Below are 12,750 nucleotides of genomic sequence, written 5' to 3'. Positions count from 1 at the left end.
TTCCACCACTTCAATAAATTTGTTTTGATCTTTTATATTTTTACCAGAAAAAAATACCATCAATTGTTGTTTCTGCTTTTCCCCGCATCCAAACGTGTTGATCTTCTGACCAGGTAATAAATAAATCTCCACCAGCTAAATGAACTGTAACTTCTTTTCCTTTTTCTAATTGACCATTTAACACAGACGCTACAACGGCCGCACATGCACCTGTTCCACATGCTTGAGTGATACCAGAACCACGTTCCCATACGCGAAAGTGAATCTCTTCCTCATTGACTTTCTCAATAAATTCAACATTTACACCTTCTGGAAAACGCGGATCTTTCTCGATTACAGGTCCTAATGTAGTTAGCGGAGCAGCATCAATATCATTTACGAAGAAAACGGCATGTGGGTTTCCCATTGATACAGTGGTAACTTCTAATTTGTCATCATTTATCGTGAAAGGTTCTGCCACCACTTGTTCCATAGGCTCCCCCCCTGCCATTGGAATTTCCGATCTTTTTAATAACGGGAGTCCCATATCAACTGTTACTTCACTTACATAATTTCGATCACCATGCACTTCAGCAATCACGTTCCCTGCCTTCGTTTCGATTGTAAATTTTTTATCCTTTACCATCTCATGCTCATACGCGTATTTTGCCACACAACGCAGACCATTTCCACAATTCTTTCCTTCTGATCCATCCTTATTAAAGATTCTCATCCCTACATCCGCTTTATCTGTCGGATGGATTAAGATAAGACCGTCAGATCCGATGCCAATATCTTTATTTGCTGCTGCAATCGCTAAATCAGCTAACAGACCTTCTTCGATAAAAAAATCAAATATATTAATAAAAATATAGCTATTGCCTAATCCGTGCATTTTCGTAAATGGAATTTTCATTTAGGTCACCTCTATTTATAATTGCTCCAATAATTCATTATCTATATATTCATCAATATTTATTAATAATTCTGCGGGGGGGTTTCAGCTGTAATAGCTTACCGTTTACGATGGCCACATGATATCTTCTGCAAATACCACAGTAGCTGGTACAACCATATTCCACCACATCTAAATCTGGATCTTTCAACAATTCCTTTCTTGCTTCTTCTGATCCATTTGCTAAGTTTTTCACACAAAAGGCTACCTTAATTCTAATCACTATTATATCACACCTTCACTGGTTCTAAGACACTACATACCCCCCCATTATATTTTTAAAACACTTTTATTTACAAATCATACGATAACAGATAAAATAATATTGAAAATGTTTATCAATCCTGTAACATATACCATAGATTTTTAAGAAATATCACTTTATAATAGAGAAGTAGTTAAGAAAGGGGAATCTTTTTCATGAACGAACAAACTGCACAGGTTCAAGAAGTATTGAATAAATTACGTCCGTTTTTATTACGTGATGGCGGCGATGTTGAATTAGTGGAAGTGGAAGATGGCATCGTGAGACTCCGTTTAATGGGGGCATGCGGCAATTGCCCAAGCTCTACAATAACACTCAAAGCAGGTATTGAACGTGCCTTAATGGCAGAGGTACCCGAAGTAACCGAGATCGAACAAGTATTTTAATTTAAAATATTAAGAGAGAATAGAATGGTATTCTATTCTCTCTTTTTTATCCCTAGCTTAACTCTTCCATTGTTTTCTGTACAGAAGACCCATTATTTTCAACTTCAAGCGGTAACCATTGATAGGCGGGATATGCCTGTTTCCACTGTTTTACTGTTTCATCAACTAAGTGGTCGGCAACCAAAGCAATGATTGTAGGACCTGCTCCACTTAAGAATACCCCGTAAGCATCCTCATTTAGATAGTCATATAACTCATCATAATGAGGGATCAAAGATTTACGGTATGGTTGATGAAAATAATCCTTTTGCATCATTTCGCCTAATAGATTCCATTCACCTTTGCTTATAGCAGCGACACTCAGATTTGCAACACTACTTGCTTGCACACTTTCTTTAAAAGAGAAAGATTTAGGCAAAACAGCACGTGCATCTTTTGTTTTTAATTCAAAGCTCGGTATAACTGCAACAAAAGTTACACCAGTAACTGGTATTTGTGTATAAGAAACCTTACCATCATAATGACCAACAACACATCCGCCAAGTAGAGAAGGGGGGGCCACATTATCTGGATGTCCTTCAATCTCTGTAGCAATTTGTAATTTCTCATCTTGTGACAGTTGCAGGTCAAGCAAAACATTTGCTAGTTCCATACCAGCAATAATTGCCGTAGCACTACTTCCTAATCCTCTTGCTAATGGAATATTACTAGTCATCTCAACGCGACACGAAGGAATATCATTTACTTTTCCATATTGAGATGCTACCTTCTCGACAATTTCATAAACTAAATTGTTTTTACCAGCAGGAATGCCTTCCAGACACTCAGACTTAGCGATAAACTCCCATTCCTTCGACACTGTTACATCTAACTCTAAATATAAATTTAATGCCAAACCAATAGAATCAAAACCAGCACCTAAATTCGATGTGCTTGAAGGTACTTTGATCGACCAGCTCATGCTTTAACACTACCTAAAATCTTATTCATAATTAGTTCTTCGTCGTTTGGCAGGACGGTAGGTTTTATTTCACTGTAATCAATCGCTGTATCCGGATCTTTTAATCCATTACCTGTTAACACAGTCACAACAGTTGAGCCTTTTTCAATTTTTCCTTCTTCTAGTTTTTTCAACAAACCAGCTACAGATGCGCATGAAGCAGGTTCAGCAAACACACCTTCGTTTTGAGCAATCCATTGATATGCTTCTATCATTTGCTCATCTGTTATTTCATCGATTTCACCTTGTGATTCATCTCGTGCATTGACAGCTCCTTGCCAGCTTGCCGGGTTTCCGATACGAATAGCTGTACCTACTGTTTCAGGGTTTTCAAACACACGATTATGGACAATCGCTGCTGCGCCGCTGGCTTCAAATCCCATCATTTTCGGTAAACCTGTTTGTTTTTTCTCATTATATTCTTTAAATCCCTTCCAGTATGCCGTAATATTACCAGCGTTTCCAACTGGAATAAATAAATAGTCAGGAGCTTGTCCAAGCTCGTCCACTACTTCAAATGCTGCCGTTTTTTGTCCTTCAATACGATAAGGATTCACAGAATTCACTAGGGCGACTTTGCCTGTTTCTGCCGTTTTACGCACATATCTAAGTGCATCGTCAAAATTGCCATCAATCGCATAAATTTCTGCTCCGTACATAACCGCTTGCGCAAGTTTACCTTGTGCAATTTTTCCATTAGGGATAACTACAATACATTTCAGACCTGCACGTGCCGCAAATGCTGCTGCAGATGCAGAAGTATTTCCTGTGGAGGCACAAATGACAGCTGTTGCACCATCTTCCAATGCTTTAGCCATTGCCATTACCATGCCTCTATCTTTAAATGAGCCTGTTGGGTTTAGACCATCAAATTTTGCGTATGCATTAATTTCATATTTTTCAGATAATTTTTCCAACTTATATAATGGTGTATTTCCTTCATAAAGCGTGATAAGTGGGGGGGTGTTTTCTCCCACTGGTAAAAATTCTTTATATTCTTTTAAAAGACCTTGCCATGCCATAATAATTAATCCTCCCCATCGACGCGATAACAACTAATAATTTCGTTAACTACGTCTAATCCTTTTAGATTTTCTCTACTATTTATTAATTGTTGTTTACTGATTTTATGTGTAATCATTACAATTTCAGCCAATTTCTCTGTATTGGAAGGTAATTGTAAGATTTTTTGAAAACTGACTTTTTCATCAGTAAAAATATTTGTGATCTTCTGGAATGTACCAGCTTGATCGTCAACTTCCATGCGAATAAAATATTGCATATATTTTTCATTATTTTCTTTCAGTTGCTTTTCGTACTGAGGTATTATATATTCATTTCCGGTAATACCAAGACGAATATTTTTGACAACATCCATTAAATCTGAAACAACCGCTGTAGCTGTTGGCATACTTCCTGCACCTGGTCCATAAAACATGGTTTCTCCCACTGCCTCACCGTAAACATATACTGCATTATATTCATTTTTAACCTGTGCTAATGGATGATCATTTGGTAAAAGGGTAGGCTCCACGCTTATTTCTACTTTCCCCTCGTAAATGGCTGCGATCCCTATCAACTTAATAGTATACCCTAAACTCGTAGCAAAAGTAATATCTTCTTGAGAAATTGTACGAATTCCAGTAACTTCTACGTCATCTAAGCCAATCTCCATCTTGAATGCTAAATTAGCTAATAAAGTCATTTTACGTGCTGCGTCTAGACCATCAACATCTGAGGTTGGATCAGACTCAGCAAAACCGAGTGCCTGCGCTTCTTTTAACACCGTTTCATATGCTAATTTGTGATCCGTCATTTTTGTTAAGATATAGTTTGTTGTTCCATTCACGATACCCATTATTTTTTGAATTTTATCAGATGCCAAACCCTCTGTTAAAGAACGAATGATTGGAATTCCACCTGCTACACTTGCATCATATAAAATATCACATTTATTTTCTTTTGCTAAGCGTAACAATTTTTGACCATAGACAGCCATCAAATCTTTATTAGCAGTTACGATATGTTTTTTATTACGAATCGCTTGCTCTAATAACAGATTAGTATCTTCAATTCCGCCCATTACTTCAATAATGATATCAATATCAGGATTATTGACTAAATCCTCGGGTTTATTTGTTAACCAATCCGATTCGATTACAACATCACGTTTTTTCTCAATATCATGGACAAGAATTTTTTTAATTCTAATTTCGCTGCCTATTTTATATTTTATTTCATCTGCATGACTTTGTAACAGTTTTACTACTCCAGTACCAACTGTACCTAGACCACACAAACCAACATTAACTTGATCCATCCAGACGTCCTCCCTTTGTTTGCGTTACGAATACATTTGTTTATATATAGTGGACATTATACATGTGAATTCTGTGTTTATCAAGACACATTCGCCCAATAATAATAAAAAAATACACCTCCATCATCTTAAATAGAGAGGTACACTATATAATTTACTAAAGATTCCATAACCAATCTAATTGTATACTATTTATACTCCGATCATCAATCCCCATCTGATGAAAAAAAGTAGACAGATTTTCTTCGTAAACATTCTGATTTTCAATAATATGCTCGAAAGAGTAAATGTTCTCATTAGATGATTGGATTTGATCCATGATCTCTAATAAATGAATAGGATAAATAAGTCGGGCATATAACAACTTCCAGCCAAAAACAGAAAGAGGCAGGTCTGAAGTATAGTTTTGAATAAAAGATTTACATTGCTCGGAAGATATACCATTTCGCTCGCTCATATATGACCTTAATTTTTCTGCCATATCGCGCACTGGATGATCAAAAACAAATTGATTACACCAAATAAATGGATCATTCAATTGGGTATGATACCTGCCAAATACGATAGTTGGCTGATCATATTCGTGAAATCGGGTTTCTTTTTCCACTTGATTCATATATTGTATAGCGTTTTCCGCTATACCTACAATATAAGGAAAAATATTAACGAAATCCCGAACAAAAAAAGAGGCAGGCCTTTTTTGATAGAGGTGTTGATACAGTGCTTCATATTGATCTATTTTAGCAATCCATAACTCTTTCCATTTGCCATAGCTGCTAATAGAACTAGGCTGATATGGATAAGCAAAACCAGCACGATGAAAGGAACTTAATTTCGCTGCATCGTTCTGCTGTGAATTATTTTCCAGAGCATAACATAACATATATTTATCCTTACCGATCATGGTAATAAATTGGTCATGTACATTTGGTATAGGACATGTAACTTGAGGCCATCCTTGTTGATGAAAATGACTGGCAATCGTATATAATTCAAGTGCGTACCGTTCTGTTATATTTGTTGGAATTACAAAATAGTAATACGACTGATCAAGAAAAGTTAAATATGGCTTTTCTGATACTTGTTTAGTTGGAACCTGAATCGGGTAATGCAAAAATATTGGATGCACTAAAATCTTCCCCCCTTCGGTTATATGTATATTAAGATATATATGTATCCCTTTGTGGTAAAATGATGAATATAGGATGTGATCATATGACAAATGAACGTAAACAAACAGAGTTGGAAACAAAGGCAAGAGGTTTATTAAAAGAACGTGGAGTTGAACTAGATGATATTGCTGATTTAGTCTTTTACTTACAGAATAAATATCAGGAAAATCTCACAATGGAAAATTGCTTGGAGAATGTGGATCGTGTACTGAGGAAAAGAGAAGTACAAAACGCCGTCATTACAGGTATTCAGTTAGATATGTTAGCTGAAGAAAAGAAACTTGCTTCGCCATTGCAGGAGATTTTAGAGACGGATGAAAGTTTGTACGGAATAGATGAAGTAATTGCACTTTCGATAGTAAATGTTTATGGTTCAATAGGTTTTACAAATTACGGCTATATTGATAAACAAAAACCGGGGGGGATTTTAGAGAAGCTCAATGATAAGGCCAACGGATGTCATACTTTCTTAGATGATATTGTCGGCGCAATCGCAGCAGCAGCGTCCTCAAGATTAGCCCACAGCGCAGCAAATGACGAAACAATAGATGATGAGTAAAGTTGACCCAAACTGCGAACTAGTGACAATTTTGAAAGTATGATGAATGTAAGCAAAAGCTCCGTCCATTTACTTCGCTTTAATAGGGTCCTACAACGTTAGTGACAGCTAGCACATTGAAATCTTTGCTTATTTCATCTTATTTGAACAGAGATCTATCCAAAGCGGAGGAAAAATGCAAGACTCCCGAGGGATCAGTGTGAGCTGAAGATCCACTTTGGAAAGTGCTCTGCTTTTCAAAGTTAGCTGAAGCCGCACCCCTAGGAAAGGGAGTGTTTTTCCGCAGCGCAGGATTACAGTTATCTAAATACTGTTGCCAAATCAGTTACTTCGCAGTTTAGTTATACTGTTTAATGTTAAGGGGGGGCTCATTATTCTGACATGGTATTGTTCAGATAATGAGCCTCTATTTTTAATCGTTATGTAGTTGGTTCTTTTTTCTTTAGTAAAGGAGATGTAAAGATAAAAATCGTGACGAATAGAGCCACACAGATCATAAAGATCTTCACATAAAATAAAGGAATAACCGTCAGCGTAAACAGAATACTTGTCCAAACAATCAATACAGCAAATAGCTTAATTCGTATCGGTACACCTTTGCCAGTTTGATAATCTGCAATGTATCTGCCAAAGTATCTATTTGTTACAAGCCAATGGTGTAATGCTGGCGATGATTTGCCAAAGCAAAATCCAGCCAATATTACTAAAGGAGTTGTAGGCAGCAGGGGGGGTACAATAATCCCGATAAGTCCAATAATCAGACTGACACTGCCACCAATCACCCATAATATTCGTTTTAACTCGCTTATACGCATACAATCACTCCAGCTGGTCTTTGATATAATAGTGATATTCTTCTTCTGTATTAATGTTTGCAAAGAAATGCGCATCCTCAGCAGGAAACTCAACATAATGGACGGTCAACTTTGCTAATAATTGATGCATAGAACGATCTTTATTTATAAGTTGTTGTTCGATATAGCCTTTTACATCCGAATGATATAATCCAATAAGTGGTTGAATATTTCCGTTAACAATAGGTATTACAGCGTCAGTTTTTTTGTGGAGATATTGTGTTAACCGAAAAAGAATTGACGCACTTATTAATGGAGTATCGACAGGTAATACCATAAACCAATCTGTTGAAGCACGAGACATTACTGTATAAATACCCGCTAAGGGTCCTTCACCTCTAAAACGCTCTATATCTGAAGCTATAGTAATTTTATCATGGTTAATCGTTATGGATTGGTCTGGACGCTTCACAACATAGATAGTATTGGCAAAAGGTTCGAGCAATCTAATCGATTGCTGATAAAAAGTTTTATCGCAGTATACCGCAAATGCTTTATCTGCCTGAAACCTCCTTGACTGCCCGCCCATTAACACTATTCCCGTTATATTTGCCAAACGGAGATCCTCCTCGCTCAATAGTTCACAAAGATATCAAAATGTATTACTACCTTATTCTTTCTAAATTCATCATACAGTTACCCTGTCATATTAATAAATTAGCTCTCCTGATTCAGTAGATGCAGCATATTTTTTATGTTACTCCATGCAAACTCCTCATATCTGGTTTCTACTTTTTGAAAAAGCTCCAGATAACTCTTATTAGTATGTGATCTGTCAATAAATTTTATATTTTCAAGTTTATTTAATAATCTCTCATCATTTCCGCGTAATAAGACCACTTTTGGTAAAGGTAGCATCTTATATCCTTCCACTAGAATCACATCGATTGCTAAGAGCTCATAAACAGCAAACAATTTAGCTAATGACAAATGACGGTTCGATCCGGTCATTATAAATTGCTGTTCACCTTTGACAGTTGAGAGGCTTGCACCACTTTGTATATGTTGAAAACTGTCTGTATTTTTCTTTTGGTCAGGCTCTCCCCCCATGTCCATGATGCTTAATAGTTGCTACATGTAAGTCCTTTGCTGTTAAATAATTTATCCAGTGATTAATTAAAGTTGTTTTCCCACTATTCTTATAGCCGACAATTTGAATAACATACATATTATCCACCACTAACGGGAGGAATAATAGCGATGGTATCGCCTTGATAAATGGGATCATCATCGAGTGCATATGCTTCGTTGATTGCGATCATTGATTCCTCTATTTGTTGAAAGGAATACTCCTGATACAATTTTTCTTTTAGTTGTTTAACAGTCATGGCAGTATCATCAAGATAGATTTTATCTGTTCCTGCTTGTTCCTGTAATTGAGCAAATAATAGTATTTCGATCATTTGTTATTCTCCTTCATCTCAGGTTCACCACGTGGATAGCGTTTATTTTCTAATTGATCACCCATCCATGATTCGCCATCTTCCCATTGTTCCTTCTTCCATATCGGTACGATTTCTTTAATCCGTTCAATTGCATATTCATTGGCCTGGTATGCAGCTTTGCGATGTGGAGAGGATACCGCAATAACAACTGCCACTTCCGAAATGTCTAAAGAACCGATTCGGTGTGTAATCGCAACCTTCGTCCCTTGCCACTTTTCCTGAATTTCTTTTCCGATTTGCATTAACATTTTTTCAGCCATTGGTTATATGCCTGATATTCCAGATAAATGGTTCGCTTCTCACCCGTTATTTCCCGAACTGTGCCAATAAAGGTGGTGATCGCACCTGCATTTCGATTTTCGACTTTTTTGATAATAGACTCAATAACTATAGGTTGATCCACCACTTCAAATAAACAATTGTTCATTTCTATCTCCCCTATATATATCGTAATAATTACGTTAACAAATGGATGTTGACACGGTCACCTGTCTTATAACCTCTGTCACCACCCGGTAAATGAATGAAACAGTTCACTTTTGCCAGACTATGAACCATATTTGACTTGTCTTTCCCAGCTGGCCCTGCATAAAGCTTTCCATCTTCCAAATAGTAGTATCCTCTAATAAAACGATCAAATGGATTTTTCTTTGAGAAATCCTCAGATAGAATAGCCACTTGTTTTTCATTTCCGATCTCATGTTTCTCGAGAAAATAATCTATAACCGGCTTTGTAAATAATTCAAATCCTACATAACATGCGGAAGGATTGCCAGATAAACCAAATAAAAGTTTGTCTTTCATTTTGGCAACGGTTGTTACACTTCCAGGTCGCATTGCCACTTTATTAAATAACACATCCGCTTCCAAATGTTGATATATTTCTGGTAATAAGTCAAAATCACCAACCGACACTCCACCTGTCGTGATCAGATAGTCAACTTCATCTATTACGCTTGTTATTTTTGTTAAACTCTCCTGTACATCGTCTGTCAGTTGACCATAGTATGTCGCTATCGCACCTGCACGGTCAAGCTGTGAAATGATCATATAGGCATTACTATTTCGAATCTTCCCTGGTTCCAATGGCTGATCCACTTCAAGCAGTTCACTTCCGGTAGCGATAACTCCAATCACCGGCTTTTTCTTTACGGGTACCTTTGCATAACCAAACGTAGCCAATAAAGCGATAATGCCAGGATTAATCACCGTCCCTTTCTCAACTAGGACATTTCCTTTTTTTACATCTTCTCCTTGAAAAGAAATATTTTGATGATGATATAATTTTTTATTAATCGAAACAAATGTTTTTTCATGCTCTGCAAAAGACGTAACATCCTCTAACATAATCACTGCATCCGCACCACGCGGAATTGCAGCACCAGTCATAATTCTGACCGCCTGCTTTGCTTCTAAGTAAGATTCATATACACTTCCTGCTCCGATATGACCAACTACCTCAAAAAATACAGGTGTTTGATCTGACGTATCTTGTGATCGAAGTGCATACCCATCATACGGGGAACGGTCAAATCCAGGAACATCATAGTCTGCACGCAGATCCTCTGCTAACACACGGTTATAAGATGCTGTCAGCTCTACTAATTCTGTTTCCCCCTGTTTGATAATGCGCACTAATAAGATCTATTGCTTTTGAAACTGGTATAGGGTTTCTTTTCGTTAACATATATGATTCTCCTAACCTATCACTTGATAATATAACTTTTTAGCCTCTTCAATCGAACTCGTTCCGTGAACAAATGTACGTCCATCATGAAAGAAGACAAGTCGCATTGAATCGATTACAACAGAAACCAAAAAAGCATTGGTCTGGACCTCACCATATTTCGATAACATCGATGCTAAATCTCCCAATGAATATTGCTTCCCACGAATTTGGACAGTGTCTCTCCCACACAACACCTCTGATTTGGTTTGATTTTGATAAGATAATGAAGGGAAAGTTGGCAACTCCCCCCCACAACTTGTACAATTGGCTTGCTTTGATCGACTTACATCAATGCTCTGATAATGATTATTCCATAAGTCAAAAATAATAAGTTGCGAACGAATATGCTTTGTATCATCGATCAATATCTTGATTGCTTCCGTAACTTGGTGGGTAACAACCATTTGTACAGCCGGCCCAATTACTCCAATGGCATCACAGGTAGCGCCAAAAACAGGAGTTACTTTTAATAAACAATTCAAGCAAGGGGTTTGGCCTGGAATAATCGTAAAAGTCATACCCGAACTGCCGACACATGCGCCAAAAATCCAAGGAACTCGATATTTATGAGCAAGATCATTTATAACAAAACGTGTGTCAAAATTATCTGTGGCATCAATGATGAGATCTGCTTTTTTTATATAATCAGCTAAATTGTCTGCAGTTGCATCCATTACTACCGAATTAATTGTTATTTCACTATTAATAACCTGGAGCTTGTTAACTGCGGCAATTACCTTGGGAATTTTGTTCTTGACATCTTCTTCGGTAAACAAATGCTGGCGCTGTAAATTAGTTAACTCAACATAATCGCGATCAATTAAAGTTAACTCACCGATACCAGCACGAGCTAACATCTCTGCTGCTGAAGAGCCTAGTGCCCCGCATCCAATCAACAGCACATGCTTATTAGCAAGCTTCTCTTGTCCCACTTCGCCAATTGGATGGAATAAGGTTTGGCGATGATATCTAGTTATGTCTGTCATAACAAACCTTCCTTCCTTTAACCACCAATATAAGACATTTCAATTTTCTTGCGATTTTTAGCAGTTTCTGCAGTTCGTTCATCAGAATACCTGTCATCACGATACTTCCATCTTGAGATAATGGTCTCTGTTAATTCTTCATTTGTCGCGCCATCGCGCAAAATAGTTTTTAGGTTTAATCCTTCACTGGCAAACAAACAAGTAAAGAAATGGCCATCAGCAGCTATCCGTGCTCTCGTACAAGAAGAACAAAATGACTCTGACACAGACGTAATAAATCCTACCTCGGTATCTGTATCTTTGTAACGATAACGTTGGGCAACCTCTCCGAAATAAGCAGGATCTAGAGCTTCGAGTTGATATTGCTGTGAAAGCTGCTGATAGATTTCCTTTTTAGTGACTACATGTTTAAAATCCCAGCCATTTGTTTGACCAACATCCATGAATTCAATAAAACGTAATGTCACATCTATTTCTTTGAAAAAATGAGCCATCGGCAATATCTGATGATCATTCATCCCTTTTTTAACAACCATATTCACTTTAACAAACAGACCAGCTTCTTTTGCCTTGATAATACTATCAATAATTGGTTGCGGCTTTACATGGCTATCATTTATTTTCATAAAGGTCTCATCATCAATGGCATCCAGACTAACATTCACTCGTTTTAAGCCTGCTTGTTTTAACTTTGGTGCCATATTTCCTAATAAGACTCCATTTGTCGTTAAACCTATCTCATCCAATCCGTCCAGGTTAGCTAAAAGCTCAATTAAGCGTGTAATATCTCGCCGTAATAAAGGCTCTCCACCCGTTAAGCGCACCTTTCGCACACCCAGATCCAAGAAAATTTTTGTTAATCGTTCTATTTCTTCAAAACTTAACAAGTGCTCTTTCGGTAAAAAAGTAAAGTCTTTCCCAAAAATTTCCCGTGGCATACAATAGCGACAACGAAAATTGCAACGATCGGTCACCGAGATCCTTAAATCCTGTAGTACACGACCAAACTTATCTGTGATGACTGATTGTTGCATAATATCCGCTCCGTTTCTTTAAAGTATTATTTATAAATAGTAAACCATAAGGTCTAAGCTATTATA

14 protein-coding genes and 3 pseudogenes are annotated in these 12,750 nt (G+C 37.1%); 2 read left to right on the top strand and 15 right to left on the bottom strand.

Translation table 11 applies throughout. The features are described from left to right. Window positions 1-40: 40 nt before the first annotated feature. The gene (gene dapF, locus JCM21714_RS11535) at window positions 41-895 is read right to left on the bottom strand and encodes a diaminopimelate epimerase (RefSeq protein ID WP_035724502.1); all 855 of its coding nucleotides are present in this window, start codon (window positions 893-895) and stop codon (window positions 41-43) included. A 15-nt stretch (window positions 896-910) separates the two neighbouring features. Then, a pseudogene (locus tag JCM21714_RS11530) lies at window positions 911-1,154 on the bottom strand (DUF1450 domain-containing protein). A gap of 200 nt (window positions 1,155-1,354) precedes the next feature. Here JCM21714_RS11530 and JCM21714_RS11525 point away from each other — a divergent pair. Beyond that, window positions 1,355-1,585 carry a NifU family protein gene (locus JCM21714_RS11525; RefSeq protein ID WP_035724497.1) on the top strand — a complete coding sequence of 77 codons (231 nt, stop codon included), beginning with the start codon at window positions 1,355-1,357 and terminating at the stop codon, window positions 1,583-1,585. Between the two features lie 52 nt (window positions 1,586-1,637). Here JCM21714_RS11525 and thrB read toward each other — a convergent pair whose 3' ends face one another. The 4 genes from thrB to JCM21714_RS11505 all read right to left on the bottom strand — a co-directional run bounded on the left by thrB (window position 1,638) and on the right by JCM21714_RS11505 (window position 6,034). Further along, on the bottom strand, window positions 1,638-2,546 hold the full coding sequence (gene thrB / locus JCM21714_RS11520) for a homoserine kinase (protein WP_035724494.1): 909 nt from the start codon (window positions 2,544-2,546) through the stop codon (window positions 1,638-1,640). Continuing rightward, window positions 2,543-3,607, bottom strand: a complete 1,065-nt coding sequence (thrC, locus tag JCM21714_RS11515) for a threonine synthase (RefSeq protein ID WP_035724491.1) — start codon at window positions 3,605-3,607, stop codon at window positions 2,543-2,545. The genes thrB and thrC overlap by 4 nt, the downstream gene beginning before the upstream one ends. Window positions 3,608-3,612: 5 nt before the next feature. Beyond that, the gene (locus JCM21714_RS11510; protein WP_035724488.1) at window positions 3,613-4,905 is read right to left on the bottom strand and encodes a homoserine dehydrogenase; all 1,293 of its coding nucleotides are present in this window, start codon (window positions 4,903-4,905) and stop codon (window positions 3,613-3,615) included. Between the two features lie 157 nt (window positions 4,906-5,062). Continuing rightward, window positions 5,063-6,034, bottom strand: coding sequence for a YutH/CotS family kinase-like spore coat protein (locus JCM21714_RS11505; protein ID WP_035724485.1), 972 nt, complete (start codon window positions 6,032-6,034; stop codon window positions 5,063-5,065). Between the two features lie 86 nt (window positions 6,035-6,120). On the opposite strand from JCM21714_RS11505, the gene JCM21714_RS11500 reads away from it, so the two are divergent. Beyond that, window positions 6,121-6,636, top strand: a complete 516-nt coding sequence (locus JCM21714_RS11500) for a phosphatidylglycerophosphatase A family protein (RefSeq protein ID WP_035724483.1) — start codon at window positions 6,121-6,123, stop codon at window positions 6,634-6,636. A 419-nt stretch (window positions 6,637-7,055) separates the two neighbouring features. Here JCM21714_RS11500 and JCM21714_RS11495 read toward each other — a convergent pair whose 3' ends face one another. The 9 genes and pseudogenes from JCM21714_RS11495 to moaA all read right to left on the bottom strand — a co-directional run bounded on the left by JCM21714_RS11495 (window position 7,056) and on the right by moaA (window position 12,684). After that, the gene (locus JCM21714_RS11495; RefSeq protein WP_035724481.1) at window positions 7,056-7,451 is read right to left on the bottom strand and encodes a YbaN family protein; all 396 of its coding nucleotides are present in this window, start codon (window positions 7,449-7,451) and stop codon (window positions 7,056-7,058) included. A 4-nt stretch (window positions 7,452-7,455) separates the two neighbouring features. After that, window positions 7,456-8,046, bottom strand: coding sequence for a molybdenum cofactor guanylyltransferase (locus JCM21714_RS11490; RefSeq protein ID WP_052000560.1), 591 nt, complete (start codon window positions 8,044-8,046; stop codon window positions 7,456-7,458). Between the two features lie 101 nt (window positions 8,047-8,147). Continuing rightward, entirely contained in the window at window positions 8,148-8,540 is a 393-nt protein-coding gene (locus tag JCM21714_RS11485) for a molybdopterin-guanine dinucleotide biosynthesis protein B (RefSeq protein ID WP_052000558.1), read from the bottom strand. Continuing rightward, window positions 8,524-8,658: a molybdopterin-guanine dinucleotide biosynthesis protein B gene (locus tag JCM21714_RS23080; RefSeq protein WP_158413506.1), complete on the bottom strand. Its 135-nt coding sequence runs from the start codon at window positions 8,656-8,658 to the stop codon at window positions 8,524-8,526. The genes JCM21714_RS11485 and JCM21714_RS23080 overlap by 17 nt, the downstream gene beginning before the upstream one ends. A gap of 1 nt (window position 8,659) precedes the next feature. After that, window positions 8,660-8,893 carry a molybdopterin converting factor subunit 1 gene (moaD, locus tag JCM21714_RS11480; protein WP_035724478.1) on the bottom strand — a complete coding sequence of 78 codons (234 nt, stop codon included), beginning with the start codon at window positions 8,891-8,893 and terminating at the stop codon, window positions 8,660-8,662. Continuing rightward, window positions 8,890-9,362: pseudogene (locus tag JCM21714_RS11475) on the bottom strand (molybdenum cofactor biosynthesis protein MoaE). The gene moaD and the pseudogene JCM21714_RS11475 overlap by 4 nt, the downstream one beginning before the upstream one ends. 29 nt (window positions 9,363-9,391) lie before the next feature. Then, window positions 9,392-10,622: pseudogene (locus tag JCM21714_RS11470) on the bottom strand (molybdopterin molybdotransferase MoeA). A gap of 11 nt (window positions 10,623-10,633) precedes the next feature. Then, window positions 10,634-11,650: a ThiF family adenylyltransferase gene (locus JCM21714_RS11465; protein ID WP_035724475.1), complete on the bottom strand. Its 1,017-nt coding sequence runs from the start codon at window positions 11,648-11,650 to the stop codon at window positions 10,634-10,636. Between the two features lie 17 nt (window positions 11,651-11,667). Then, window positions 11,668-12,684, bottom strand: a complete 1,017-nt coding sequence (gene moaA, locus JCM21714_RS11460; RefSeq protein WP_035724473.1) for a GTP 3',8-cyclase MoaA — start codon at window positions 12,682-12,684, stop codon at window positions 11,668-11,670. Window positions 12,685-12,750 lie beyond the last annotated feature (66 nt).

Source organism: Gracilibacillus boraciitolerans JCM 21714 (assembly GCF_000521485.1).
GTDB classification, from domain to species: Bacteria; Bacillota; Bacilli; order Bacillales; family Amphibacillaceae; genus Gracilibacillus; species Gracilibacillus boraciitolerans.
The sequence above is the reverse complement of the archived record's forward strand: the minus strand, read 5'-3'. Positions and strand labels throughout refer to the sequence as shown.